Source organism: Massilia eurypsychrophila, assembly GCF_002760655.1.
Classification (GTDB): Bacteria; Pseudomonadota; Gammaproteobacteria; order Burkholderiales; family Burkholderiaceae_D; genus JAFCUW01.
This window is the reverse complement of the sequence record NZ_PDOC01000017.1, coordinates 66,491-92,159: the sequence shown is the minus strand read 5'-3', so window position 1 is coordinate 92,159 and position 25,669 is coordinate 66,491. Positions and strand designations below refer to the sequence as shown.

At 64.9% G+C, this 25,669-nt stretch carries 23 protein-coding genes; 5 read left to right on the top strand and 18 right to left on the bottom strand.

The window, feature by feature from the left end:
- The first annotated feature begins 1 nt into the window (after position 1).
- The 3 genes from nagZ to CR105_RS21175 all read left to right on the top strand — a co-directional run bounded on the left by nagZ (position 2) and on the right by CR105_RS21175 (position 4,277).
- Positions 2–1,507: a beta-N-acetylhexosaminidase gene (nagZ, locus tag CR105_RS21185; protein ID WP_229414053.1), complete on the top strand. Its 1,506-nt coding sequence runs from the start codon at positions 2–4 to the stop codon at positions 1,505–1,507.
- Between the two features lie 163 nt (positions 1,508–1,670).
- On the top strand, positions 1,671–3,068 hold the full coding sequence (locus CR105_RS21180; RefSeq protein ID WP_099791898.1) for a tetratricopeptide repeat protein: 1,398 nt from the start codon (positions 1,671–1,673) through the stop codon (positions 3,066–3,068).
- Positions 3,069–3,206: 138 nt separating this feature from the next.
- Positions 3,207–4,277: a flavodoxin family protein gene (locus CR105_RS21175; RefSeq protein WP_099791896.1), complete on the top strand. Its 1,071-nt coding sequence runs from the start codon at positions 3,207–3,209 to the stop codon at positions 4,275–4,277.
- Positions 4,278–4,293: 16 nt separating this feature from the next.
- On the opposite strand, the gene CR105_RS21170 is transcribed toward CR105_RS21175, so the two are convergent.
- The 10 genes from CR105_RS21170 to rpsP form a co-directional block, all read right to left on the bottom strand.
- Positions 4,294–5,079 (bottom strand): SDR family oxidoreductase, encoded by a 786-nt coding sequence (locus CR105_RS21170; RefSeq protein ID WP_099791894.1) that lies wholly within the window; start codon positions 5,077–5,079, stop codon positions 4,294–4,296.
- A 111-nt stretch (positions 5,080–5,190) separates the two neighbouring features.
- Positions 5,191–7,917: a M16 family metallopeptidase gene (locus CR105_RS21165; RefSeq protein WP_099791892.1), complete on the bottom strand. Its 2,727-nt coding sequence runs from the start codon at positions 7,915–7,917 to the stop codon at positions 5,191–5,193.
- 118 nt (positions 7,918–8,035) lie between these two features.
- On the bottom strand, positions 8,036–8,485 hold the full coding sequence (locus CR105_RS21160) for a CBS domain-containing protein (RefSeq protein ID WP_099791890.1): 450 nt from the start codon (positions 8,483–8,485) through the stop codon (positions 8,036–8,038).
- 129 nt (positions 8,486–8,614) lie between these two features.
- Entirely contained in the window at positions 8,615–8,956 is a 342-nt protein-coding gene (locus tag CR105_RS21155) for a DUF3579 domain-containing protein (protein WP_099791888.1), read from the bottom strand.
- Positions 8,957–9,083: 127 nt separating this feature from the next.
- Positions 9,084–10,046 carry a CobD/CbiB family protein gene (locus CR105_RS21150; RefSeq protein WP_099791886.1) on the bottom strand — a complete coding sequence of 321 codons (963 nt, stop codon included), beginning with the start codon at positions 10,044–10,046 and terminating at the stop codon, positions 9,084–9,086.
- A gap of 325 nt (positions 10,047–10,371) precedes the next feature.
- Positions 10,372–11,031 (bottom strand): CoA pyrophosphatase, encoded by a 660-nt coding sequence (locus CR105_RS21145; RefSeq protein WP_099791884.1) that lies wholly within the window; start codon positions 11,029–11,031, stop codon positions 10,372–10,374.
- Between the two features lie 99 nt (positions 11,032–11,130).
- Positions 11,131–11,517 (bottom strand): 50S ribosomal protein L19, encoded by a 387-nt coding sequence (gene rplS / locus CR105_RS21140; protein ID WP_099791882.1) that lies wholly within the window; start codon positions 11,515–11,517, stop codon positions 11,131–11,133.
- Between the two features lie 102 nt (positions 11,518–11,619).
- Positions 11,620–12,366, bottom strand: coding sequence for a tRNA (guanosine(37)-N1)-methyltransferase TrmD (trmD, locus tag CR105_RS21135; protein ID WP_099791880.1), 747 nt, complete (start codon positions 12,364–12,366; stop codon positions 11,620–11,622).
- Between the two features lie 26 nt (positions 12,367–12,392).
- Positions 12,393–12,938: a ribosome maturation factor RimM gene (gene rimM, locus CR105_RS21130; RefSeq protein ID WP_099791878.1), complete on the bottom strand. Its 546-nt coding sequence runs from the start codon at positions 12,936–12,938 to the stop codon at positions 12,393–12,395.
- 16 nt (positions 12,939–12,954) lie between these two features.
- Positions 12,955–13,206: a 30S ribosomal protein S16 gene (gene rpsP / locus CR105_RS21125; protein WP_099791876.1), complete on the bottom strand. Its 252-nt coding sequence runs from the start codon at positions 13,204–13,206 to the stop codon at positions 12,955–12,957.
- 227 nt (positions 13,207–13,433) lie between these two features.
- Between rpsP and CR105_RS21120 the strand changes: the two genes are divergently transcribed.
- Positions 13,434–13,859, top strand: coding sequence for an NINE protein (locus tag CR105_RS21120; protein ID WP_099791874.1), 426 nt, complete (start codon positions 13,434–13,436; stop codon positions 13,857–13,859).
- Positions 13,860–13,905: 46 nt separating this feature from the next.
- On the opposite strand, the gene CR105_RS28445 is transcribed toward CR105_RS21120, so the two are convergent.
- The 8 genes from CR105_RS28445 to CR105_RS21080 form a co-directional block, all read right to left on the bottom strand.
- Positions 13,906–15,927, bottom strand: coding sequence for a hypothetical protein (locus CR105_RS28445; protein WP_180288256.1), 2,022 nt, complete (start codon positions 15,925–15,927; stop codon positions 13,906–13,908).
- A gap of 255 nt (positions 15,928–16,182) precedes the next feature.
- Positions 16,183–17,973, bottom strand: coding sequence for an acyl-CoA dehydrogenase (locus tag CR105_RS21110; RefSeq protein ID WP_099791872.1), 1,791 nt, complete (start codon positions 17,971–17,973; stop codon positions 16,183–16,185).
- 109 nt (positions 17,974–18,082) lie between these two features.
- A complete protein-coding gene (locus CR105_RS21105) occupies positions 18,083–19,015 on the bottom strand; it encodes an electron transfer flavoprotein subunit alpha/FixB family protein (RefSeq protein ID WP_099791870.1) in 933 nt (310 codons plus the stop codon).
- Positions 19,016–19,050: 35 nt separating this feature from the next.
- A complete protein-coding gene (locus CR105_RS21100; RefSeq protein ID WP_099791868.1) occupies positions 19,051–19,800 on the bottom strand; it encodes an electron transfer flavoprotein subunit beta/FixA family protein in 750 nt (249 codons plus the stop codon).
- A gap of 193 nt (positions 19,801–19,993) precedes the next feature.
- Positions 19,994–20,221, bottom strand: coding sequence for a sulfurtransferase TusA family protein (locus tag CR105_RS21095; RefSeq protein ID WP_099791970.1), 228 nt, complete (start codon positions 20,219–20,221; stop codon positions 19,994–19,996).
- 161 nt (positions 20,222–20,382) lie between these two features.
- On the bottom strand, positions 20,383–22,995 hold the full coding sequence (gene alaS, locus CR105_RS21090) for an alanine--tRNA ligase (RefSeq protein WP_099791866.1): 2,613 nt from the start codon (positions 22,993–22,995) through the stop codon (positions 20,383–20,385).
- 110 nt (positions 22,996–23,105) lie between these two features.
- Entirely contained in the window at positions 23,106–23,867 is a 762-nt protein-coding gene (gene ugpQ / locus CR105_RS21085) for a glycerophosphodiester phosphodiesterase (protein ID WP_099791864.1), read from the bottom strand.
- A gap of 2 nt (positions 23,868–23,869) precedes the next feature.
- A complete protein-coding gene (locus tag CR105_RS21080; RefSeq protein ID WP_180288255.1) occupies positions 23,870–24,877 on the bottom strand; it encodes a GlxA family transcriptional regulator in 1,008 nt (335 codons plus the stop codon).
- 115 nt (positions 24,878–24,992) lie between these two features.
- On the opposite strand from CR105_RS21080, the gene CR105_RS21075 reads away from it, so the two are divergent.
- Complete coding sequence (locus CR105_RS21075) at positions 24,993–25,655, top strand: DJ-1/PfpI family protein (RefSeq protein WP_099791968.1); 663 nt, start codon at positions 24,993–24,995, stop codon at positions 25,653–25,655.
- Positions 25,656–25,669 lie beyond the last annotated feature (14 nt).

The following is a 25,669-nucleotide window of genomic DNA, read 5'->3' as shown; positions in this document are numbered from 1 at the left end:
CATGAACGACTCACGACAACTGGCCGGCCAACTGATCATGGTGCGCCTGGCCGGCACCGAACTCGATGCCGCCGGCGCCGCCTTCCTGAAGGCCAACCGCGTGCGCGGCGTGTGCCTGTTCCGCCAGAACATGGTCGACGCGGCCCAGCTGGCGCGCTTGACGTCCGACCTGCGCGCGGTGATGGGACCGGAGGCGCTCATTGCCCTCGACCAGGAAGGCGGCGCCGTGGTCCGTTCGACCTGGGTGCCGGCGCCGCCGTCGGCGATGGCGCTGGGCGCCGCCGACGATCCGCAGCTGGCGCGCGACGTCGGCGCGGCAGTCGCGCGCGCGGTCAAGGCGCTCGGCTTCAACTGGAACTTCGCGCCGGTGCTGGACCTGAACAACAATCCGCACAACCCGGTCATCGCTGAGCGCTCGTTCGGCGCCGACCCACGCCGCGCCACCGAACTGGCGATGGCCTGGATGGAAGGCAGCCATTCCGAAGGCGTGGCCTGCTGCGTCAAGCACTTTCCCGGCCACGGCGACACCAGCGTCGATTCGCACCGCGACCTGCCGACCGTCGACAAGCCGCTGGCCGAACTGGAGCAGTTCGAATTTGCGCCGTTCCGCATGGCCGCGCCGCACGCGCCGGCGATGATGACCGCGCACATCGTCTACCCGACGCTCGATGCCGAGTTCCCCGCCACCATGTCGCGCCGCATCCTGACGGGCCTGTTGCGCGAAGAGTGGGATTACCGCGGCGTGATCATCACCGACGCGATGGACATGCACGCCATCGCCCACCGCTACGGCGCCGGCCACGCCGCGGTCATGGCGCTCGCCGCCGGCGCCGACATGGTGATGGCGCTTGGCACGCCGGCGATCCAGGAAGAGACGATCGCCGCGATCGCCGCTGCGATCGATGCCGGCACGCTCAGCGCGCAGGATGTCGCCGCGCGGCTGCAGCGATTATCCGAGCTGGCGCGCCGTTATCCATGCCAGCCGCGCGGCTACCTGGAAGAGTGCGGCGACCGCGCGCTGATGGCCGAGGCCTGGCGCCGCGCGCTGACGGTGCGCGGCGACGCCTGCCGTCCCGCCGCCGGCGCCCGGGTACGCCTGGTGGTGCGCCAGGATGTCGTCAGCGACGGCGTGTCCGAAGCCGGCGTGCCGGCGGCCGCGCTGGCCGCCTCGCTCGGGCGCCTGTACGACGTCGATACCGTCACCTACCGCGACGCCGAGAGGTTCGACTGGAGCACGCTGCCGGCCGACGGCCGCTTCACCTTCCTCGCCTCGACCTCGCGCCTGCGCTACGGCCCGAACGCGCGCGCCAACTGGCATCCCGACCTGCACCTGGCGTTGTGGAACCCGTACCAGGCGCTCGACATCGAGGCGCCGGCCTTGATCACCTACGGCTTCGCGGCGCCCGCGCTGGACGCCGTCAACGCCTGGCTGGCCGGCGACCTGGAGGCATGCGGCTGCAGCCCGGTCGCCGGCTTTCAGGAGGTCCAAAGCGCGGCGTTTCCATAGGGAAATCGTCGCGCACAAATGCAGAGTAGAACGGCCGGGTTTATGGGACAATACGCGCTGATTTGGCGCGGCGTTGTCGAAACAGCATGTGCACCGATCGTCGCACTCACACGTTAGTAGCGAACTCTGCTTAATTTCTTGTCCTCTGATTGAAGGGTTGTCCATGTCCCAATTTCGTCTTGCCCGCCTCACCCTGATGCTGGCCGCCATCGGCCTCAATGCAGCCCCGGTGCTGATGACCGGCGCCCACGCCCAGAGAGCCCCTGAGACCCGGCCGCAACCGACGGGTGACCCGCGCGCCAACGATCGCAGAGCGTCCAACATTCTCGATGAAGCCACGGCCGCAAAGCCCGCAGCCGATACCGTCCGTCCCGAGCTGTTCAAGCTGATCGACTCAAACGTCATCAAGCAGTTGATGGCAGAGAAAAAGTTCGACGAAGTGAAGACGCGCCTGACCCAGGCCGATGCGTTTCCGGCCAAGACGCCGTACGAGACGTACGTCGTCGACCGCATGAAGGTCGCGCTCGGCTCGGCCAGCGGCGACGATGCGATGACCATGACCTCGCTCGAGGCGGTGATCGCGGCGAACCGCCTGCCGACGGTGGACCAGGGCGAGTTCATCCTCGCGCTCGGCAACATGTACTACAACGCCAAGAATTACCCGAAGGCGATCGAATGGATGAAGCGCTACCAGAAGGAAGGTTCGACGCCGGAAAAAGTGCGCAGCCCGTTGACCCGCGCCTACTACCTGAGCAACGACTTCACGACCGCCAAGACCGAACTGCAGTCCCTGATCACCGACACCGAAAAAGCCGGCAAACAGCCAACGCTGGAAGACCTGCGCCTGCTGGCCAGTTCGGCCGCCAAGCTGAAGGACAACCCGACTTACCTGGTTGCGATGGAAAAACTGGTCGCGCTGTATCCGGCCGATGACTACTGGACCGACCTGCTGCGCCGCATGCAGAACAAGCCGGGCTTTAGCCAGAGCCATCAGCTCGACGTGCTGCGTCTGCAATTTGTCGCGCAGAAGGCGCTGGCGCCGGAAGAGTACCTCGAAATGGCCGAATCGACGCTGCTGGCCGGCTTCCCGACCGAAGCGAAAAAGACGCTCGACGCCGGCGCCGCCGCCGGCGTGCTGGGTTCGGGCAGCAGCGCCAACGTCTACAAGCAGCTGCGCGACAAGGCCAACAAGGGCGCCGCCGACGATGCCAAGAACATCGCCAGCGGTGAAGCGAGCGCGGCCAAGGCAAAAGACGGCACCGGCCTGGTCAACCTCGGCTGGGCGTACGTCACGATGGACCAGTTCGACAAGGGCATCCCGCTGATCGAGCAAGGCATCGCCAAAGGCGTCGGCAAGAAACCGGAAGAAGCCAAGCTGCGCCTGGGCATGGCGTACGCCAAGGCCGGCCGCAAGGCCGAGGCGACCAAGACGCTGGAGTCCGTCAAGGGCACCGACGGCATCAGCGACCTGGCCAAGTACTGGTCGCTGTGGGCGAACCGCTCGGCCACCCCAGCTGCGGCGCCGGCCACGGCTGCCGCGCCGACTCCTGCCGCCAAGTAATCCGGTAAGCGTAGCGCCGCCACAAGGCGGGTCTGGACCTCGGTCCGACCCGCTTTTTTCTTGCCCGCCGGTTAGTTGGCGTACATAAGCGATTTCACATTTCTCCGATACTCAAGCTACTTCTGAGAAAGGTTGACCATGACATCGGTTCGCAAGGGACAGGCCCCCGCCAAGCTTGGGCGCGACGAATTTCACCTGGTATTCAAGCGCTCGTTCATGGATCCGGCCTTTGGCGAGGTTGCCGGCGAGCTTGCCGCGGTCGAGCAAGTGGCCTGGAACAACTACAGTGAATCGCACAAGGCGCCGGTGACCAGGAAGGCCGGTCCCGGTTTTGCCGATCCCGAGTACGAACTGTCGGTCGAATGGATCGCGGCGCGCGAGCGGCTGCTGGCGGCACAAGCGGTGCAAAAAGATCCGGAAACCCGCTCGCGCGTGCTGGTCATCAATGGCGCGGCGCGCAACGACGGCACCTGCCCCGGCGAGATCTCGAAGTCCTACCGCATGACGCAACTGGCGCGCGACGTGCTCGAAGCGGACGGCATCGACGTCGACATCCTCGACCTTAGCCTGCTCACCTCCGATTACGACCGCCATATCCACCCGTGCAAGGCCTGCGTCTCGACCGCCATGCCCTTGTGCCACTGGCCGTGCAGCTGCTACCCGAACCACTCGCTGCGCCAGACCAACGACTGGATGAACGAGATTTACGAAAAGTGGGTGGCCGCGCACGGCATCCTGATCGTCACACCGGTGTACTGGTACCAGACGCCGGCGGTGCTCAAGCTGATGATCGACCGGCTGGTGTGCGCCGACGGCGGCAATCCCGATCCCACGACCACGCACGGCAAGAAGGCGGAAGAAGCGAAGGCACTGGAATTGGCAGGCTGGGACTATCCGAAGCACCTGGCCGATCGCGCTTACGGGCTGATCGTGCACGGCGACGTCGCCGGCATCGAAGGCACGCGGCGCGGCTTGTCGGACTGGCTTGACTGGATGGGGATGATAGATGCCGGCAGCTTCGCGCGGCTGGACCGCTACGTCGGCTACTTCGAGTCGTACGCGGAAAGTCACGACGCGTTCGACCGCGACACCGATTTTCAGGAAGAGGTGCGCAACGTCGGGCGCGCGCTGGGCCGGGCGGTGGGCGAGCTGCGCGCCGGCAGACTGACGTCGCCAAACCGCGCGGTGCGCTCGCCGCGGCCTAAATAACCGGTGTCAGGTTGCGTTAAATCGCGGTGAGGCCGCCGTCGACGGCGAGCTGGTGGCCGGTGACGAACGAGGCCTGGTCGGAGCACAGCCACAGCGCCGCGTTGGCGATTTCGGCAGCCTCGCCGAAGCGGCCGATCGGATGGATGTTGCGCAGCTTCTTCTGGCGCGTCGGCTCGCGTTCGAGCGCGCGCGCCAGCATCGGCGTGTTGATCACGCCAGGGCAGACGCTGTTGACACGGATGCCGTCGCGCCCATATTCGGCGGCGGCAGTCTTGGTCAGGCCGACCACGGCGTGCTTGCTGGCCGCGTAGATCGCCTGCGTCGGCGCGCCCACCAGCCCGGCCACCGACGCGGTGTTGACGATCGCCCCGCCGCCCTGCTTGAGCATCTGGCGGATCTGGTACTTCATGCACAGCCAGGTGCCCTTGACGTTGACGTTGACGATGCGGTCGAACAGCGCTTCATCGGCGTCGGCCAGCTGCAGGTGCTCTTCCTCGATGCCGGCGTTGTTGAAGGCGCAGTCCAGGCGGCCGTAGTAGGCTACCGTCTTGTCGACCAGCGCTTCGACTTCTGCGGCGCGCGTGACGTTGGTCTGCACGAACAGCGCCTTGCCGCCGGCTTCGACGATCATCGCCGCCGTCGCGTGGCCGCCGTCGACCGAGGTGTCGGCCACCACCACGCAGGCGCCGGCACGGCCGAAGGCCAGTGCGGTGGCGCGGCCGATGCCGCCCGCCGCACCCGTGACCAACACGACCTTGCCCTCGAACGAGGTATCCCGCTGCTGCTTGTTCTTGACGACCATCACGCACTCCAATATTGAACACAGGCAGCATTTGCTGCCTCAAAGCAACATGATAACGCCGCGTGAACAATCAATCAAACAAATGTGTGATTTTCAGTAGCAAAAACATTACTATTTCGGCGCAGGTGTGGCCTTTTGCTGGTCTCCGGCCATCACCACGCTTAATTTGGCCGGGTCGATCGCCTTGCGAAACGCCGCGTTCAGCTGCGCCAGCGTCACCGCGGCCAGCTTCTGCTCGAACTGGCGGCTCCACTCGAACGTCTGGCCGCGGTACAGGTAGCTGGTCCAGCCAGCCGCCAGCACCGCGTCTTCCGAGCGGTTCTGCAAGCGCTGCTGCAGCGTGCCGGACTTCGCGCCAGCCAGTTCGGCGGCGGTGAAGCCGCCCTTCAGCGCGCGCCCCAGTTCCTCGCGCACCGCCGCGTCGAGCTTGCGCAGGTTCTGCGGCGCGGCGATGGCATCGATGCCGAACCAGCCGGCGCGGTCAAGCTCGCCCGCCGACAGCTGCGAGCCGCCGCCGTACGACAGGCCGTCCTTCTGGCGGATCCGGTCCAGCAGGCGCGACTTCATGCCGCCTTCGCCGAAGATGTAGTTGGCCAGCGCCAGCGCCGGGTAGTCGGCGTCGTCGATGTTCAGGTCCAGGTTCAGGCGCGCCGTATAGAAGCCGTTTTCCTTGTCCGGCGTATCGAGCGTTTTCTGCAGCGGCGCAACGTCGGCATGCTTGCGCAGCAGCGGCGCCACGTTCTCCGGCGCCACCCATTGGCCGAACAGCTGATCGACCAGCGGCGCCACCGCATCGGCGTCGAAGTCGCCGACGATCGCCAGCTCGGACGGCCTGGCGCCATAGAACTGGCGATGGAAGTGCTTGATCTGCACCAGCGTGGCGGCGCGCGTGTCGGCCAGGTCTTCCTCGATGGTGGTCGCCTCGCGCGGGTCGCCGCGCGGGTAGATGTCGAAATGGTCGGCCAGCGCGCGCGCGGCCACTTCCTGCGGCTCGCCGCGGCCCGACTCGATGCTCACCAGCGCCTGCTGGCGCAGCTGCTCGAATTCGGCTTCCGGAAAGGCCGGCTCCTTGAGCACGTGCGCCACCAGGCGCAGCGCCTCGTGCAGGTTCTCGCGCGTGGTCTCGAAGCGGTGCGCTCCGCCGGTGATCTTCAGGCGATCGAATTCGTCGGCCAGCTGTATGCGATTGAACTTGCTGGTCCCGCGCATCAGCATGGCGACCGTCAGCGCCGGCACCGCGCCTTTGCCGAACAGGTTCTTCTCATCGCCGAGATGCTGGACGAATTCGACCGACACCGCCTCGCCGCGGTTCTTCTTCGGCAGCAGCGCCATCTTCACGCCGCCGGCCGTTGCCAGGCGCGTGCGCTTCATGATGTTGTCCTGGCTCGGCTCGAAGTTTTCCGACTTCAGCGAGGCGGCGCGCGGCTTGAACGTCTGCAGCAGCGACTCCACCGTCGGCGCTTGGGCGATGTCGGCGCGCTGCGGCGTGTCGTCGGGGATGAAAAATCCGGTCACCCGGTTGTCGCGCCGCAGGTAGCGGCCCGACACCTTGGCGACGTCGTCGGCGCTGATCGAGGCGACCCGTTCGCGGCCGACGAAGTACAGGCGCCAGTCGCCCAGCGCGATCGCTTCCGACAGCGCCACGCCGACCCGCTGCGGGTCGTTCAGGCTTTTCTCGATGTCGTTGTTCTTGACGCGGCGCACCCGCTCCATCTCCTCCGTCGTGGCCGGATTGCGCGCGAAATCCTCCACCGCGGCCGTCATCGCTGCCCGCACCGGCTCGATCGGCGCGCCCTTCTTGACCACCGCGCCGATCAGCTGCAGGCCGGGCGCGTAGCCGGTCTGGCCGAACGAGAACACTTCGCTGGCCTGGCCGCTGTCGATCAGCAGCTTGTGCAGGCGCGCCGCCGGGCCGCTGCCGAGGATGTCGGAGGCGAACGACAGCACGTCGGAATCGAGGTGCAGCTCGGACGGCACCTTGTAGCCGAGGGCGACGATCTGCACGTCGCCCTGGCGCCGCACGCTGAAGGTGCGCTCGCCGTCCTGGGTCGGCTCGACGGTCCAGAACGCGGGCAAGGTGCGTTTCGGCTTCGGGATGGCGCCGAACTTCTGGGCGATAAAGCGCAAGGTGGCGGCCTCGTCGAATTTGCCGGCCACCAGCAGCACCGCGTTGTCCGGCTGATACCAGGTGCGGTAGAACGCCCGCAGGTTGGCGATGCCGACGTTCTCGATGTCGCTGCGGTTGCCGATGGTCGAACGCCCGTAGGCGTGCCAGTCGTACGACACGCTTTGCATGCGCTTCATCAACACCGCGCCGGGCGAATTCTCGCCGCTCTCGTACTCGTTACGCACCACCGTCATTTCGGAGTCGAGGTCTTTTTTGGTGATGAAGGAATTGACCATGCGGTCCGCCTCCATCTGCAGCGCCCAGCGCAGGTTGTCTTCGCTGGCCTGGAACACCTCGTAGTAGTTGGTGCGGTCGAGCGAGGTGGTGCCGTTGAACTGCATGCCGCGGTCGGCGAACTGCTGGGGAATGGCGCGGTTGTTGCGCGAGCCCTTGAACAGCAGGTGTTCGAGCAGGTGCGCCATGCCGGTCTCGCCGTAGTTCTCGTGGCGCGAACCGACCAGGTAGGTGACGTTGACGGTGACGGTCGGCTTCGACGCGTCCGGGAACAGCAGCACCTTCAGCCCGTTGGCCAGCCGGTATTCGGTGATGCCCTCGACCGCCGGGCCCTGGGCCACGCCATTGGGCAGCGCTTGGGCGGCGAAGGCAGCGCCGCTGATGGCGACGGCCAGAATGGATGCGCCGATGCGCAGCGTGCAGCTGTTTCGATTCATGAGTTCTCGCGGAGAAGGTAGGAAAATCAACGTCATCCTCGCGAAGGAAGCGGGGATGACGTCTATTATTGCTCGACGGCCAAACTATGGGGATTTCTGCATGGGCATTAGGCCCAAATCAGTGGCGGGCGCGCTTTTCCTGCGACTGCTGGTGCGGGCCGATACGGGCCAGTTCGCCCATCTCCTCGGCCAGGAAGCCGAGCAGATCGTCGGCGCTGACGATGCCGGTCAGGGCGCCATCGGCATTGACCACCGGCACCCGGCGAATGCCGCGCAGGCGCATGCGCTCGATGGTTTCGTAGACGTCGTCGTTTTCGCTGCAGGTGAGCAAGTCGTCCGTCATGATGTCGCCGACCAGCAGGCTGGCCGGGTCGAGGCCGAGCGCGATGACCGAGACGACGATGTCGCGGTCGGTGAGAATGCCGGTGGGAACGCGCTCACCATTGGGCTGCTCGACGACGACGACGTCGCCGACGTGGTGGGTGCGCATCAGCAGCGCGGCGCCCTGGACGCTCTCCTCGCGCGTGCAAACGATGGTCTGGGTGGTGCACATTTCGCCAATCCGCATAATCGATCTCCTAGGCGGCGCCTGGCCGCTCGTCCTTGCGCGCCGACAGACGGGCGCGCATCAGCCGCTACGCTATCGCGCCGGTTCTGCAGCAGCCTTGATTTTGATCAAAGCGACGGGAAAGGTGCCCTATTTGGCGGGAACAGGATCAGGCAGGATGCACGCCTCCACCACTTGCAAGTCGTTGTCCTTGGCGAAGTTGACGACGAAGTGGTAGGCCAGCGGTTCGATATTCTTCAGCGCGGCGTCGACGACGACGGCCTTGATGCCGTTGAGCATCGCCGGGCGGACGTAGGGCGAAAACTGCAGGTGCGCGTCGCGCCCGCCGGAGCCTTCCGGCTTAAAACAGGACATGACGCCGCACAGGCGGTCGGCCCAGTCGCTGGGACGAAACTGCCTGCCATCGCTGGTGACGCCAAGAATGAAAAACTCTTCGGCGAGTTCTTTCTTGATTTGCGGTGACTCGACCATTGGCGGGATTCGGGCAAGGATGCTGCGTGAAGGGGCCCGGGGCAAGCACCGGGCTGACGCAGTATTATATCTTATAGAAGACCTGAAGTCGCCATCCGCGCGGCCCGCACTGCGCCGCGCGAGCCGGCTAACCGAGCCAGACGGCGCCGGACAGCAGCAACAGTAACATCATCCACAGCAGCAAGGCGCGCCAGACCAGGCCGACCGTGCTTTGCAGGGCGCGGATGTTCGGCTCTTCGCCCGGCAGCACTTCGGCTTCGTTATCGAGCGAGTCGACCGTGGCGGCGTCGGCCGGGATGACCACGCCGGACGCGTTCTCGTACGGCGTGCCGAGGCGCACGCCCATGGCGCCGCCGCCGGCGGTGAGGATGATGCCCTTCGCTTCGTCGGCCCAGCGGTGGGCGAAGTTGCGCCAGGCGTAGATCGCGTCTTCGAAGTTGCCGACCACGGCGAAGGCGACCGCGGTCAGGCGCACCGGCAGCCAGTCGATCCAGTAAAACGCGCGGGCGGCGAACTGGCCGAACGCTTCGCCGCGCATGTGGTCCGGCTCGTTCCAGGCGCGCGCCAGGTATTCGGATACGCGGTACATCACCGCGCAGGCCGGCCCGAGCGGCATCAGGAACCAGAAGAACACGCCGAACACGTTGCGGTGGGTGGTGACGAGCGACTTTTCGACGGCCAGGCGGCAGATCTCGGTGCTTTCCATGCCGGCCGTGTCGACCCGGGTCCATTCGGCCAGCAAGGCGCGCGCGGTCGGCTCGTCACCGGCGTTGAGCGCCATCTGGATCGACGTGAAATAGTGGCTGTAGTGGCGAAACCCCAGCGTCAGGTAGACGATCAGCACGTTCCAGGCGAAGGCGGCGAACACCCAGTTAAAGTGCAGCAAGGTCCAGTAGACGAGGGCGGTGGGCACCATCAGCGCCGCCATCATCAGGATCCAGCCGAGGCGGCCGTGGCTGGCGTCGCCGGCGTTGAACCAGCTTTCCATGCGCATTGCGAAGCTTTTGATCTCTGCATAAATCATGTTATCCGCGCGCAAGGGCTTGAGTTGCTCGATTAGCAACGCGCACAGAATGGAGAGAAAAGTCATCGATACGTCCTTTGTGAAATAAAGCAATACTGCCCGGCCCCGCTACGATAGCGCAGAGCAGTACCCAAATCAAACTTATTGACCGCTTGCCCTACATCAACAGCTGGGGTCAGGTCTGACATTCGGACATTTGCGCGGGGTCAGGTCTGACATTCGGACATTTTGCCGGGGTCAGGTCTAACATTCGGACATTTCAGGCCGGCTGCGACCGTGCAAGTAGGATGCCGATGCTTCAACTGCTGGTTTCTCGCGCAAAAATGTCCGAATGTCAGACCTGACCCCACGATTTTGTCCGAATGTCAGACCTGACCCCAGCGTTTGGGGTTCAGGCGCGCAGGAAATGGAACAGGTTGCGCAGCATGCCGGCCGTGGCGCCCCAAATGAAGTGGCGCTCGTACGGCATCGCGTAAAAGCTGCGCCGACCGGACGGCAGGTCGACCGACAGCCGCTGGTGGTGCGCGCCATTCATCAGGTGCGCCAGCGGTACTTCGAAAATCTCGGCCACTTCTTGCGGGTCGGGCAACAGCTCGAACGGCGGCGTCAACAGCGCCACCACCGGCGTCACGCGATAGCCGGTGCCGGTCAGGTAGATCGGCAACTGGCCGATGATTTCGGCGTGGCGCGCGTCCAGGCCGATCTCTTCCTGCGCCTCGCGCAAGGCGGTCGCCACCGGCGAGGCGTCGTAGGTCTCGGCGCGCCCGCCCGGAAAGCTGATCTGGCCGGCATGGCTGGACAAGTGGTCGGTGCGCTGGGTCAGCAGCATGGTCAGCCCGCCGGCGCGCGCCACCAGCGGGATCAGCACCGCCGCCGCAATCATCACCTCGCGCTGCACCAACGACTCGTCCAGCGCTTCCGGGTGCCAGTCGGGCGGCGCGGCAAAGTGGCTGCGCAGCCAGTCGGCCGTCAGGCGGCTGGCGTCGAGCGGCGCTTCGCCGCCGACGGAATCTACCGGTAACTGCTCGGGATCGAACGGGAGCTTGGCCAAACGCGTTTCCTCCAGCTAAAAACAAAAAAGGCACCCAGTGGATGCCTTTTTCCCAGGCATCCGGCAAGGATGCCTTCGTTCGCAACGCAGTCGCTATTATTACTTGGCAGCGGCCGGAGTTGCAACGCGACGTTGTGGCAGCTTTTCCTTGATACGCGCGGATTTACCCGAACGCTCACGCAGGTAGTAGAGCTTGGCGCGGCGGACATCACCACGACGCTTGACTTCGATCGATGCGATCAGCGGGGAGTACAGCTGGAACGTACGCTCGACGCCTTCGCCGGACGAGATCTTGCGAACGATGAAGTTCGAGTTCAGGCCACGGTTACGACGGGAGATCACCACGCCTTCGTATGCCTGGGCGCGCTTGCGGGTGCCTTCGACTACGTTGACATTGACGATGACGGTATCGCCTGGTGCGAAGTCAGGAATAGTCTTGCCCAGACGGGCAATTTCTTCTTGCTCAAGAATTTGAATCAGGTTCATTTTTATGACTCCATGTACCATCGTGCTGGCGCTGCATTCGCCCAGTAGAGGATGGGGTTAAAACGGACGGGCAACATGCCCGCCAGGTACAACAACAGGTTTTTATAAACCTGCCAAAAATTTTTCGTCCAGCTTGCTCAAGACGCCGGCTTCGCGCGCCTTGACCAACAGGTCGGGCCGCTTGCGCGCCGTCGCTTCGAGCATCCGCTGGCGCCGCCACTTGCTGATTTCAGCGTGGTTGCCTTTCAAGAGTACCGGCGGCACGCTGACGCCTTCGTACGTCTCGGGCCGCGTGTAATGGGGCGAATCGAGCAGGCCGTTGACGAAACTGTCTTCGATCGCCGAAGCATCGTCGCCCAGCACGCCCGGCAACTGCCGCACCACCGCATCCATCAGCGCCATCGCCGGCAACTCGCCGCCTGACAGCACGAAGTCGCCCAGGCTGATTTCTTCATCGACTACCCGGTCCAGCAAGCGCTGGTCGACCGCTTCGTAGCGTCCGCACAGCAGCACCAGGCCCGGCTCGTCCTTCAATTGCATCACCTTCTGGTGGGTCAGCGCGCGCCCCTGGGGCGACATGAAGACCACCCGCGGCGGCACCAGTCCGAGCTCGACCTGGCGCTGTTTGGCAGCGCCGATCGCCGCTTCGAGCGGCCTGACCATCATCACCATGCCGGGTCCGCCGCCATACGGGCGGTCGTCGACGGTGCGGTGATTGTCGGTGGTGAAATCGCGCGGATTCCACAACGACAGGCCCCAACGCTGCTGCTCGAAGGCGCGCCGGGTTACGCCAGACTGCGTCAACGCGGCAAACATTTCGGGAAACAAGCTCACGACGTCAAATTGCATCGCGTTTTCGCTTCGTGAACGACGCCTTAATAATCCAGGCCCCAGTCCACAGTAATTTTTTTAGCTGCAAGGTCGATCGTCTTGACGTACTGGTCAACGTAGGGAATCAGCCGTTCCTCCGCTTTCGCGTCAGTAGTGGCATCCGCCACCGGCGTGATCCGGAAGATCGACTGCACACCATTGTCCATCATGTCGGTGACTTGCCCGAGGGCTTCACCTTGCAAATTGACGACATCCAGTCCGATCAGGTCGGACCAGTAAAACTCGTCGGCCGGCAATGATGGGAATTCGCTGCGGGGAATCGTCACTGCGGCGCCTTTCAGCGCCTCGGCGGCGTCCCGCCCCACTACACCAACCAGCTGGACCACGACGTCGCCGCCGTGTAATTTTGCCGTGCGCACTGTGACTGCATGCAGCACCGGCTTGTCCAGCCACCAGGTCTTCGCGCTTTGCAGCGCATCGGCGTCGGCTGAAAACGGGGTGACCCGTATCGAACCGGTGACACCGAAGGCACCGGACACATACCCGACTTGCGTCAGGTCGGCCGGGGGAGTTGCCGCAAGATCGATCAAACCTGGTCCAGCGAAATTACGCTGCTACTGCTGGCTGCGAAGCGACCAGGCGTGCAACGGTTGGCGACAGTTGTGCGCCAACGCCTTGCCAGTAAGCCAGACGATCTGCGGTAATGCGCAGGCCGACTTCGCCACCAGCTGCCATCGGGTTGTAAAAACCGATGCGCTCGATGAAGCGGCCGTCGCGGCGATTGCGCGAGTCCGTTGCAACGATGTTGAAGAACGGGCGCTTCTTGGCGCCTCCACGAGCTAAACGAATAACGACCATAATTAAATCCAAAAAGTTATGCTGGGCGGAAAAAGCCGACAATTATAGCGCGCAATGCCGCGCAGCAGCAAGCAGTAATGATAACAGGGCGCGCAATTCGGGCCGAAGTCGAGCATTATCGCCGATTTCGGCTCCCGGCGGCAAAGCGAATTTGAGGGAAAACTGCTGTGAGCCGGACGATTTTGACCGATACTGCGTGCTTTCCCGCTTAAAGGTTGCTCGCTTTCATGTCATCCGCCCGCCCCCGCCACAAGAACAAGACCCTCGCCACCCTGCTCGCGCTGCTGCTCGGCGGTACCGGCGCCCATCGTTTTTTCCTGCGCGGCATGGGCGACAAGTGGGGCCTGCTGCACCTGGCAAGCGTGCCGGCCACCGCGCTGGTGATGGCGCTGGCGCCGCAGGCGGATATCTTTTTTCGGGTGCTGCCGCTGACGCTGTCATACCTGGCCGCTTTCCTCGAAACGCTGGTCGTCGGGCTGATGGCGGATGAAAAGTTCGACGCCAGGTTCAACGCCGGCTCGGGCGGCCGCACCAATTCGCGCTGGCCGCTGGCGATCATCCTGGTCGTGACGATGTTTGTCGGCACCACCACGCTGATTGCCACGATCTCGCGCCTGTTCGACCTGATCTACACCGGCGGCGCCTACGGCTGACAGCCTTGGCGGCGGCGCCGGCCGATCACAGCGTCGCGCCGGCAACCTAGTGGGCCGCGCGCATTACCTTCATGTCTTCGCGCAGGTCGCGTGGCGATGCCGCCGCCGAGCCCGCCCGCAGGCCTGACGGCTGCGCCGCTGTCGCGCCCGACGTCAGCATCAGGTTGTCGTCCCAGCTGACCCCGGTGCGCATCAAGATCGGCGCCGGCAAGGCGTCCACTGCGGCCAGGTCGATCCACGGCGCGATGCGCTGCAGTACCAGCTTGATGCGAGGCTTGATGGCGGCCTCGCCGATCCTGCCGCGCTGCCCCCATCCGACCAACACTTGTCCAGGCGACATGCCATCTTTCACCGCGTTGGTATAGGCGACGTCGTAGCGCACGCCGTGCCGGTAGCTCATCATGAATTCCTCGAACAGCATCGACAGGTCCTCGCGCGAATTGCTGTCCTCGAAAATCGAGTAGGCGTAGTCGTCCGAGGCGCGGTCGGCGCCGAAGAAGCGGCCGACGTCGGCCGGACCATACGCTTTCTGCTCCGCCGTTGCGGTGGCGCCCTGGTACATGACCTGCCCAAGCCCCTTCATTTCCGCCGACGCCAGCGGAAATTGCGCCGCCAGCATGTCCGACACCAGCGTACGCGCCCCTACCCTGCCCGACACGTTGGCCCAGATCGACTGCGCCGGATCGAGATTGCGATCGCTCGGCGAGAAGAAGTCGCTCGCGTGGCCCAGCTCGTGATACAGCAGGCGCCCGATTTCGAGCACCAGCTCCTCGTTGGTACGGGTGATGCGCGAGCTCGCCGGGAAGCTGCGGCGGGCGTAGGCATTGTTGCGCACCTGGCGGCCAAAGCTGGTGAAGTTGAGCTCATCGTCGAAGGTGCTGCGGTAGTCCGGCACCTCGGTGACGACGTCGCGCTGCTCCGGAGTGAGCCACAGGTTGTTGGCGTCGAGGTAGATGGCGCCGCTGACGGACCAGTAAAAACTCGGCCGCACGTGCGAGCCGAGCACGATGGCGGTGACGCCGCCGAGCAGCCGGCGGAAGTCGCCGTGCGGGTCCTGGGTCAGCAGGAACTGCTCGAAATTGGCGCCGAGGAAGTCGTGCGACGTCAGCACGCGCCCCATGATCTGCGCCACGCTCGGCACCGCGCCGAAACCGGCCTCGGTCTGCAGCAGCGGCAAGGTGGCGCTGCTGCACAGGTTGTTGCGTCCCGAGTCCTGGAAGTACAGGCCGTTGTTGTAGGCGCAGCGGGTCAGCGCGGCCGCGTACACGCCGACCGGGCGGTAAGGATGCACGCGTGCCGTTTCGTCGAACAGGTAGCCGTCCGGTAACGCCGGCTCGGGTTCGACGCCGATTAGCACGTCGTCGAAGTCCTGGCGCCCGCTGCTGGTGGTCATCACCGCGCGGAACTTGAGCACCGTATCGACGGCCACCTTGGGCGACTTGAACGTCAGCAGCCGGTTGTTGGTCGTATCCATCGTCACGGTCGGGCCGGCCACCTGGGTCCAGACGATGCTGGCGACCGTTTCGCCCGCGGCCAGCGTGGGCCAGGCACGTACCGATGTATTGAAGTCGGGCCGTACCGAATGGTCGGCGCGCAAGGTCAGGGAACTGCCGGCCGTCGCATCGGTCATCTGAATGCCGGTAGTGGCGCTGGCGGTGCGACCGTCGACGAAGCGCACGTCGGCACGCAACTCCACGGTGCCCACCGTGGGCGCCTCGAAGGCGACGGTGGTGCTGCGCGCGGCCAGCAGGTTGACGGCGACGCCGCCGACACTGGTCCAGGTAACTTCGGACAGCATGCCGGTGCACGCCAGCACGCTCGCTCCCGCAGTCTTGCCAAGCTGCACGGCAGTGTCGGCAACGATATGCACCACGCAGCCGGCCGGCGCCGGCCGCACCGGCGGCACCTCAGGCAGCGGGTTCGGCGTGGGCGTGGGCGCCGGCGCCGGCACCGGCGCAGGCGCCGTCGACGCGCCGCCGCCACCGCCGCCACCGCCGCCACACGACGCCAGCAACGCACCCAACAGTACGACCCCGGAAACCCGGCACGACAATGCGGTAAATTTCAAGATGGATCCCTGTCCTGATTTTGAAAAAGTGGGCCAGCAGGCAATTGCCGTGGCACCAATGCTCGTAAGACAGGAAAGATACAGGAAATCTGGCGGCTGGATTAACCGCAAAGAATTTGAAACAAAAAAAATTTGACAACACTTTGCTGCGCAGCAAACAGTCAGGCGTTCGCGCGTCGAAAACAGGCACCACAAAAAAACGCCGCCACCCCGCATTGCGCGAGGGACGGCGCTTTCATCGAACCGTGGGCGCGATCAGAACTGGTCTTCGGCCAGCGCCAGCACGCCGGCGCTGCCGTCGACGATCGACGCGCGCAGGCCTGGCGCCTGCGACAGGATGTGGTCGGCGAAGAACCGCGCGGTGGCGATCTTGGCCTTGTAAAACGACGCGTCGCCCTCGCCCGCATCGAGCCTCTGCTGCGCCACCAGCGCCGCGCGCGCCATCTGCCAGCCGCCCAGCACGATGCCGGCCAGCCGCAGGTACGGCACGCTGCCGGCGAACACGCCCTTGATGTCGGACTTCATGTTCGCCACCATGTACTCGACCACCGCTTCGAGCGCCGCGCTGCCGCCGGCCAGGTGGCAGGCGATGGCGCCGAAGTCGGCGCCGCCGGCCGCGCCCAGCTGCGCCTCGGTGGCGCGCACCTGGGCGATGATGCCCTTGGCGACGGCGCCGCCGTCGCGCACCGTCTTGCGTCCGACCAGGTCATTGGCCTGGATCGCGGTCGTGCCTTCGTAGATGGTGAGGATCTTCGCATCGCGGTAGTGCTGGGCGGCGCCGGTTTCCTCGATGAAGCCCATGCCGCCATGGACCTGCACGCCGTCGCGCGTGACGTCCTGCGACATCTCGGTCGACCAGCCTTTGATGATCGGCACCAGGTATTCGTACACCGCCTGGTTGGCCGCGCGCGTGTCGGCGTTCGGGTGGTGATGCGCCAGGTCGCTGATGCCGGCGCCGACATAGGCCAGCGCGCGCGCCGCCTCCACGTGCGAGCGCATCGACATCAGCATGCGGCGCACGTCCGGGTGGTGGATGATAGCCACCGGGCCGGGCGAGCCGGCCAGGTCGCGCGACTGCACGCGGTCCTTGGCGAAGGCGACCGCCTGCTGGTACGAGCGGTCGGCCAGGCCGATGCCCTGCATGCCGACGCCGAAGCGGGCCGCGTTCATCATGATGAACATGTATTCGAGGCCGCGGTTCTCTTCGCCCACCAGCGTGCCGATCGCGCCGCCGTGGTCGCCGAACTGAAGCACCGCGGTCGGGCTGGCCTTGATGCCCAGCTTGTGCTCGATCGAGACGCAGTGCGCGTCGTTGCGTTCGCCCAGCGAGCCGTCGGATTTGACCAGGAATTTCGGCACGATGAACAGCGAGATCCCCTTCACCCCCGCTGGCGCATCGGGCGTACGCGCCAGCACCAGGTGGATGATGTTCTCGGCCATGTCATGCTCGCCGTAGGTGATGAAGATCTTGGTGCCGAACACCTTGTAGGTGCCGTCGCCCTGCGGCACCGCGCGGGTGCGCACGGCGGCCAGGTCGGAGCCGGCCTGCGGCTCGGTGAGGTTCATGGTGCCGGTCCACTTGCCGGAGATGAGCGGCTCGAGGTACGTCGACTTCTGTTCGTCGGTGCCGGCGGTGAGCAGCGCCTCGATGGCGCCGTCGGTCAGCAGCGCCACCAGCGCGAACGAGATCGACGACGCGTTGAGCATTTCGATGCACGGCGTGGCGACCAGCTTGGGCAGGCCCTGCCCGCCGAATTCGGCCGGATGCTGCACGCCCTGCCAGCCGGCTTCGGCGAAGCCCTTGAAGGCTTCCTTGAAGCCGTTGGCGGTGGTGACCTCGCCGTCGTGCCAGAAGCTCGGCTCCTTGTCGCTGGAGTGGTTCAGCGGCGCGACCACGTTGCCGCAGAATTTGGCGTTCTCTTCGAGCACCGCTTCGATCGTGTCGGCGGTGGCGTCTTCGCAACCGGGCAACTGGTTGATGGCGGACAGTCCGGCCAGTTCGTTCATCACGAACAGCATGTCTTTCAGCGGTGCTTTGTAGCTCACGTCAATCTCCTAGTATTTGTATTTCGCGTAGCGTTAACCAAACTGGGGTCTGACCCCTGGGGGTCAGACCCCAGACGCGATGCGTTTGCGGTCTTGCGACGAACTTCGATCAGCCCAGCTGCTTGACCAGGTCAGGCACCACTTCGAACAGGTCGCCGACGATGCCGTAATCGGCCACCGAGAAGATCGGCGCTTCCGGATCCTTGTTGATGGCGACGATGGTCTTCGAGTCCTTCATGCCGGCCAGGTGCTGGATCGCGCCGGAGATGCCGACGGCGATGTACAGCGCCGGCGCGACGATCTTGCCGGTCTGGCCAACCTGCCAGTCGTTCGGCACGAAGCCGGCATCGACGGCGGCGCGCGAGGCGCCCATTGCCGCGCCCAGCTTGTCGGCCAGCGGCTCGAGGATCTTGAAGTTGTCGCCCGAGCCCATGCCGCGCCCGCCCGAAACGATGACCTTGGCGGCCGTCAGTTCCGGACGATCCGACTTCGCCAGTTCGCGGCCGACAAAGCTCGACTTGCCGGAATCGCCGACAGCGGCGACGTTTTCGATCGCGGCCGTGCCGCCGGTGGCCGGCGCCGAATCGAAGCCGGTGCCGCGCACGGTGATGACCTTGACCTTGTCGCCCGACTGCACGGTGGCGATCGCGTTGCCGGCATAGATCGGACGCTCGAAGGTATCGGGCGAATCGACCTTGGTGATTTCGGAGATCTGCGCGACGTCCAACTTGGCGGCCACGCGCGGCAGGATGTTCTTGCCGTAGGCGGTAGCCGGCGCCAGGATGTGCGAGTAGGAGCTAGCTATGGCGAGCACCTGCTCGGCGACGTTTTCGGCCAGGCCGTCGGCGAAATGCGGCGCGTCGGCGACCAGCACTTTGGTGACGCCGGCAATGGCGGCGCCCTGCGCGGCGGCGGCGCCGCAGTTACTGCCAGCTACCAGCAGGTGTACTTCGCCGCCGCATTGGGCGGCCGCGGTGATGGTGTGGTGGGTGCTTCCCTTCAGGGATGCGTTGTCGTGTTCGGCGATGACTAATGCGACCATGATGATTCCTATTCTTTTAAAAGGGGCGGACCGGCTCAGATTACTTTGGCTTCGGTGCGCAGCTTGGCCACCAGGGTCGCCGCGTCAGGCACCTTGATGCCGGCCGAGCGCCTGGCCGGCTCCACCACCTTCAGCGTCTTCAGGCGCGGCGCCACGTCGACGCCGAGGTCTTCCGGCTTGATCACTTCGAGCGGCTTCTTCTTCGCCTTCATGATGTTCGGCAGCGTCACGTAGCGCGGCTCGTTCAGGCGCAGGTCGGTGGTGATGATCGCCGGCAGGCTCAAAGCCAGCGTCTCGAGGCCGCCGTCGACTTCGCGCGTGACCGTGACCTTGTCGCCGTCGAGCACCACCTTCGAGGCGAACGTCGCCTGTGGCCAGCCCAGCAACGCTGCCAGCATCTGGCCGGTCTGGTTCGAGTCGTCGTCGATCGCCTGCTTGCCGAGGATGATCAGCTGCGGCTGTTCCTTGTCGGCGACCGCCTTGAGCAGCTTGGCCACGGCCAGCGGCTCGAGGTCGGCGGTCGTTTCGACCAGGATCGCGCGGTCGGCGCCGATGGCCATACCGGTGCGCAGCGTTTCCTGCGCCTGGGTGACGCCGCACGACACCGCGATCACTTCGGTGACCTTGCCGGCCTCCTTCAGGCGCATCGCTTCTTCGAGCGCGATCTCGTCGAACGGATTCATCGACATTTTGACATTGGCGATATCGACGCCGCTGCCGTCGGACTTGACGCGGACCTTGACGTTGTAGTCGACCACACGTTTGACGGGAACCAGAACTTTCATGGGGTGCCTTTGCAAAGAATTGAAATTGGTCACTGACTAGTGGCCTAGATTATATGAGAAAAACAGCATGATGGCGAAAATAAAGCACGATCGTGCCATTTTTAATTAAATCGGCATGCAAATAAATCGGGCCTGCCCCCCCCCCGGGGGCAGACCCCAGACGCGGCTGCGGCAAAGATTGGTAGGAATTTACTTACTTGCGGCGCATCAAAAACGTGAACTCGAGGCCGTTTTGCGTGTGCGACAACAGGGCGTTGCCTGTCTGCTTGGCAAAGGCCTGGAAGTCGCGGACGGAGCCGGAGTCGGTTGCGACGATGCGCAGGACCTGTCCGGTTTCCATCTCTGCAAGCGCTTTCTTGGCCTTCAGAATCGGCAACGGACAGTTCAGCCCGCGCGCATCGAGTTCTTTCTGGTATTCCATGATGTCGCTAACAATGGAGAGGTCGCTCATCGAATGGTTCACTGGGTTGGTTACGGTGTTCATGGAACTCAATATACTCCAATTGGAGGATTATGACGCACCGCACCAAAATAAATAATACTCGTTGCAAAAGAACAACGAGCATATCTAATCAGCAAAATTTACGATAGACGCTGGCTAACCCATGCCGCCACGCCTGCCAGTGCCGCCGGCAAGCCGGCAGGATCGGTGCCACCGGCTTGCGCCATGTCGGGACGCCCGCCGCCCTTGCCGCCGACCTGCTGCGCGACAAAGTTGACCAGCTCGCCCGCCTTGACCTTCGAGGTCGCATCGGCAGTCACGCCGGCGATCAAGGTGACCTTGCCATCGGCAACCGCCGCCAGCACGATGGCGGCCGTCTTCAGCTTGTCCTTGAGCTTGTCCATCGTTTCGCGCAAGGTGGCGACGTCGGCGCCTTCCAGCGTTGCCGCCAGCACCTTGATGCCGTTGACGTCGACCGCTTGGGTGGCCAGTTCATCGCCCTGCCCCGACGCCATCTTCGACTTCAGCTGCGCCAGTTCCTTCTCGAGCGACTTGACCTGGTCCTGCACCTGCGCGATGCGGGTGGTCAGTTCGTCCGGATTGGTCTTCAGAGCGCCGGCCGCTTCCTGCAGGCGGCGATTGAGCATCTGCACCAAGGTCAGCGCGCCTTCGCCGGTGACCGCTTCGAGGCGGCGGATGCCGGCGGCGACGCCGCCTTCGTTGATGATCTTGAAGAAGCCGATGTCGCCGGTGCGCTCGACGTGCACGCCGCCGCACAGCTCTTTCGACGAACCGATGTCGAGCACCCGCACTTCGTCGCCGTATTTTTCACCGAACAGCGCCATCGCGCCGTGCTTGACGGCGTCGTCGAACGACATGTGCTGCGCCTTGGTGGCGTGATTCTGCAGGATCTCGCGGTTGACGATGGTCTCGACCCTGGCGATCTGCTCGGCCGTCAGCGGCGCATTGTGGCTGAAGTCAAAACGGGTCTTGTCCGGATCGACCAGCGAGCCTTTTTGCGCCACATGGCCGCCCAGTACTTCGCGCAGCGCCTTGTGCATCAGGTGGGTCGCCGAGTGATTGCGGATGGTGCGGCCGCGCTTGTCCTCGTCGACGATGGCGTCGACCTTGTCGCCCACTTTCAGTACGCCCGCCACCAGCTCGCCGTGGTGGCCGAACACGTCAGCCTGCACCTTCAGCGTGTCTTCCACTTCGAAGGCGCCGGCGGCGCCCTTGAGCACGCCCTGGTCGCCGACCTGGCCGCCCGATTCGGCGTAGAACGGCGTGGTGTCGAGCACCACGATGCCGGACTGGCCGGCCTTCAGCTCCTGTACCTGTGCGCCTTCGGCGTACAGCGCGATGACGGTGGCGTTGTGCACCAGGTTCTCGTAGCCGACGAACTGGGTCTTGGCGCCGGAGTACTCGACGCCGGCGGCCATCTTGAATTTACCGGCCGCGCGCGCCGTTTTCTTCTGCTGCTCCATCGCCGCGGTGAAGCCTGCTTCGTCGAGCGTGATGCCACGTTCGCGGCAGATGTCGGCGGTCAGGTCGAGCGGGAAGCCATAGGTGTCGTACAGCGTGAAGGCGGTGGCGCCGTCGAGGTTGTTGCTGTCCTTGGCCAGCTGCGCCTCGAGGATCTTCATGCCGTTTTCCAGCGTCTCGCCGAAGCGCTCTTCTTCCTGCTTGAGGACCTGGGCGACACGGTCTTTGGCGTCGGCCAGTTCCGGATAGGCGACGCCCATCTCGGCGTTCAGGTCGGCCACCAGCTTGTAGAAGAACGGCTTGCTCTGACCGAGCTTGTGGCCGTGGCGCAGCGCGCGGCGGATGATGCGGCGCAGGACGTAGCCGTGGCCTTCCGGGCCGGGGATGATGCCGTCGACGATCAGGAACGAGGCGGCGCGGATATGGTCGGCGATCACGCGCAGCGATTTGCTCTCGAGGTCAGTGGCGCCGGTTTCGCGCGCGGCCGCCTTGATCAGATTCTGGAACAGGTCGATCTCGTAGTTGCTGTGCACGTGCTGCAGCACCGCGGCCAGGCGCTCCATGCCCATGCCGGTGTCGACGCACGGCTTTGGCAGCTTGTTCATGTTGCCCGCTTCGTCGCGGTTGAACTGCATGAACACCAGGTTCCAGATTTCGATGAAGCGGTCGCCGTCTTCGTCGGGCGAGCCTGGCGGACCGCCCGGGATGTCGGCGCCATGGTCGTAGAAGATCTCGGTGCACGGGCCGCACGGGCCGGTGTCGGCCATCTGCCAGAAGTTATCGGACGCGTAGCGCGAACCCTTGTTGTCGCCAATGCGGATGATGCGCTCTTTCGGCACGCCGATTTCATTGGCCCAGATGTCGTACGCCTCGTCGTCCTCGATGTAGACGGTGACGGTCAGTTTGTCGGCCGGCAGGCCGTACACACGGGTCAGCAGCTCCCACGCGTAGTTGATGGCGTCGCGCTTGAAGTAGTCGCCGAAGCTGAAATTGCCCAGCATTTCGAAGAAGGTATGGTGGCGCGCGGTATAGCCGACGTTTTCCAGGTCGTTGTGCTTGCCGCCGGCGCGCACGCAGCGCTGCACCGACGTGGCGCGCGAATATGGCCGGCTGTCGGTGCCGATGAAGACGTCCTTGAATTGCACCATGCCGCTATTGGTCAGCAACATGGTCGGATCGTTGCCCGGCACCAGCGGGCTAGACCGGACAATCGTGTGTCCCTTCGATTCGAAGAATTTGAGGAATTTGTCGCGAATTTCAGATGAGTTCATGGATTGTATGGGCGTAGGAAAGCAGCATGCTTTAAAAAATTGATTATAGCGTAGGTAATGAGACCAAACCGGGGACTCGGCGTCCCCGTCAGACCCCAGACGCGATGCGGTCAGGTGCCGAGCGCGAAATCGGGGCCGATCATGTCGATGCGGTCGGTGCAGAAGCCGTCCACGCCCCAGCGCAGCAGCTGGCGGGCGCGGATTCGGTTGTTGACGGTGTAGCAGAACAGGCCGAAGCCGGCCAGCCTGATTTCGCGCGCCATGCCTTCGGTCAGGTGCTTGTGGTTGGTGTGGACCGCCACGGCGCCCAACGCCCGCGCTCGCGGCTCCCAGTAGCGCGGCACCGCGTCGAACAGTACCGCGCGCGCCAGGTCCGGCGCAGCGGCCTGGGCGGCGGCCAGCGCCGTCTCGCTGAACGACGACAGCAGCGGCGCGGCGGCGACGTCGCCGGCGGCGATTTCGGCGGCAAACATGACGCGCGCGGCCGTCGCCACCACTTTGCCGGTTTCGGCCTCGAATCCAGGTGCCGGCTTGATCTCGATATTCATCCAGATGCCGTTGGCTTTGCAGAATGCCACAAAATCGGCAAACAGCGGCACCGGCTCGCCGGCGAACTGCTTGCCGAACCATCTGCCGGCGTCCATCGCCGCCAGTTCCGCCGCGTCGTAATCGAACACGTTGCCGGAACCGGCCACCGTACGGCCGAGATAAGGGTCGTGCAGCACCATCGGTACGCCGTCGCGCGCCAGCATGACATCGAATTCGACGGCATGAAACCCGTGCGCCAGGGCGCACCTGAGCCCAGCAATCGTGTTTTCAGGAGCGAGCTTGCCGCCGCCGCGGTGCGCGAGCACTTTTTTATATGTCCACATAATCAGGAAGATACCACTGCTTCAGGCCCGCGGGTATGGAAGCTGCGGCGGTACTGCGCCGGCGACTGCCCGGCCAGCCGCTTGAACAGCCTGCTGAAAGTGGCGACGTCGAGGTAGCCCACCTGCTCGGTCACCTGCGCCACGCTGCGCTGTCCGGTTTCGAGCAGGCGTTTGGCCAGGTTGACGCGCTCGGCCTGCAGGTAGCCGAGCGGCGTCTGGCCGGTTTGCGCCTGCAGGCGCCGCAGCATCGTCCTGCCGCTGACGTGGAAGGCGGCGGCCAGCGCCGCCAGGTCGAACGGCGCGGCCAGGCGCGCGTCGAGCCAGCTGTGCACCTGGTCCGCAAAGCGCCCGCTCGGCTTGGCCAGCATGTCGCTGTCGGCATAGGCGGCCTGGCTGGGGCGCCGGTCCAGCAGCGCCATGCGCGCCACCGCCCGCGCTTCCTTCGGCGTCGCGGCGTGGCGAACCAGGTGCATCGCCAGGTCGAACGTCGCGGTAAACGAGCCGGTGGTGGTGACGCCGCCATCGTCGATGAGCATGGCCGACGGGTCGACGCGGACGAGCGGAAAGCGGCGCGCCAGGTCGCCGGCGAACATCCACGACGTGGTCGCGCGGCGTCCGTCCAGCAGGCCCGCTTCGGCCAGCAGGAACGCGCCGACGCACATCGACGCCACCGGCGCGCCGCGGGCAAAGGCACGGCCGATGGCAGCGACTTCGCGCGCCAGCTGCTGCTGCGGCGCGGTGCAGCCATCACGGTCGCCGATGTCGCGCCCCGGCACCACCAGCAGGTCGGATGATGGGCGAAACTTGCGCGTGCCAATCGTCAGGCCGCCCGCCGCCACGACGTTGCCTCCGGCCAGACTGGAAACGCGCACGTCGAACAACGGCTCGGCAGCCGGTCCGCGCATGGCGCGCGCGACCCGGTTGGCCAGCAGCAGCGTGTCGCACAGGCCGAAGATCTCCATGCCCATGCAGCCGTCGTAAGCGAGCACGTTGATCTTCCTGGTTGCCATGGTTGCTCCGCGATTTGTCGTTCTGGCGATATTGCCATGGTTTTGTGCCATATCGCCAATATATTCGCGTTCGCCAATGACCGATACTGGGTTCACTTTCTCAAGGGAGCGCGCCATGCGACTGACCATTTTGCTGTTTGACGGATTTACCGCCCTCGATGTCGTCGGCGGCTACGAGGTACTGGCCAACGTGCCGGGTATGGAGGTGGAGTTCGCGGCGGCGGTGCCTGGCGTGGTGACCGCCGATACCGGACGGCTCGGCATGCTGGCCTACCGCAGCTTCGACCAGCTTGAAACGACCGACATGCTGTATGTGCCAGGCGGCCCTGGCGTGAGCGCGGCGCTCGACCACCGGGCGCTGCTCGACTGCATCCGGCGCCTGGACGCGGCCAGCCAGTGGACGGTAAGCATCTGCAATGGCGCCGAGTTGCTGGGCGCCGCCGGCCTGCTCGAGGGAAAACGCGTCACTACCAACTGGTTCGCGCGCGACAAGGTGGCAGCGTATGGCGCGCTGATCGAGCCGGCGCGCTGTCACCGCGACGGCAAGCTCGTGACCGCCGCCGGCGTATCGGCCAGCATCGACGCGGCGCTGTTCCTGGCGGGCCTGCTGGCTGGCGAAGCGACTGCCCGGCTGATCCAGTTCGGCATCGAATACTACCCCGATCCACCGTTTGGCAACGGCAGCCCGGACACCGAGCCGGAGGCGGCGAAGTCCGTCCTGCGGCGAATCGAACAAGCGGCGCTCGAGCGCCTCGCAGCGCGCGACATCCCGTTCTGACAAAAGGCTCATCC

Coding starts and splice junctions, on each gene's coding strand:
- nagZ (WP_229414053.1), top strand. CDS start 2: ATGAACGACTCACGACAACTGGCCGGCCAACTGATCATGGTGCGCCTG.
- ugpQ (WP_099791864.1), bottom strand. CDS start 23,867: ATGTGGACATATAAAAAAGTGCTCGCGCACCGCGGCGGCGGCAAGCTC.
- CR105_RS21150 (WP_099791886.1), bottom strand. CDS start 10,046: ATGACTTTTCTCTCCATTCTGTGCGCGTTGCTAATCGAGCAACTCAAG.
- CR105_RS21075 (WP_099791968.1), top strand. CDS start 24,993: ATGCGACTGACCATTTTGCTGTTTGACGGATTTACCGCCCTCGATGTC.
- CR105_RS21165 (WP_099791892.1), bottom strand. CDS start 7,917: ATGAATCGAAACAGCTGCACGCTGCGCATCGGCGCATCCATTCTGGCC.
- rpsP (WP_099791876.1), bottom strand. CDS start 13,206: ATGGTCGTTATTCGTTTAGCTCGTGGAGGCGCCAAGAAGCGCCCGTTC.
- CR105_RS21175 (WP_099791896.1), top strand. CDS start 3,207: ATGACATCGGTTCGCAAGGGACAGGCCCCCGCCAAGCTTGGGCGCGAC.
- CR105_RS21095 (WP_099791970.1), bottom strand. CDS start 20,221: ATGGAATACCAGAAAGAACTCGATGCGCGCGGGCTGAACTGTCCGTTG.
- alaS (WP_099791866.1), bottom strand. CDS start 22,995: ATGAACTCATCTGAAATTCGCGACAAATTCCTCAAATTCTTCGAATCG.
- CR105_RS21170 (WP_099791894.1), bottom strand. CDS start 5,079: ATGGTCGTCAAGAACAAGCAGCAGCGGGATACCTCGTTCGAGGGCAAG.
- rplS (WP_099791882.1), bottom strand. CDS start 11,517: ATGAACCTGATTCAAATTCTTGAGCAAGAAGAAATTGCCCGTCTGGGC.
- CR105_RS21180 (WP_099791898.1), top strand. CDS start 1,671: ATGTCCCAATTTCGTCTTGCCCGCCTCACCCTGATGCTGGCCGCCATC.
- CR105_RS21100 (WP_099791868.1), bottom strand. CDS start 19,800: ATGAAAGTTCTGGTTCCCGTCAAACGTGTGGTCGACTACAACGTCAAG.
- CR105_RS21105 (WP_099791870.1), bottom strand. CDS start 19,015: ATGGTCGCATTAGTCATCGCCGAACACGACAACGCATCCCTGAAGGGA.
- CR105_RS21160 (WP_099791890.1), bottom strand. CDS start 8,485: ATGCGGATTGGCGAAATGTGCACCACCCAGACCATCGTTTGCACGCGC.
- CR105_RS21080 (WP_180288255.1), bottom strand. CDS start 24,877: ATGGCAACCAGGAAGATCAACGTGCTCGCTTACGACGGCTGCATGGGC.
- CR105_RS21155 (WP_099791888.1), bottom strand. CDS start 8,956: ATGGTCGAGTCACCGCAAATCAAGAAAGAACTCGCCGAAGAGTTTTTC.
- trmD (WP_099791880.1), bottom strand. CDS start 12,366: ATGCAATTTGACGTCGTGAGCTTGTTTCCCGAAATGTTTGCCGCGTTG.
- CR105_RS21120 (WP_099791874.1), top strand. CDS start 13,434: ATGTCATCCGCCCGCCCCCGCCACAAGAACAAGACCCTCGCCACCCTG.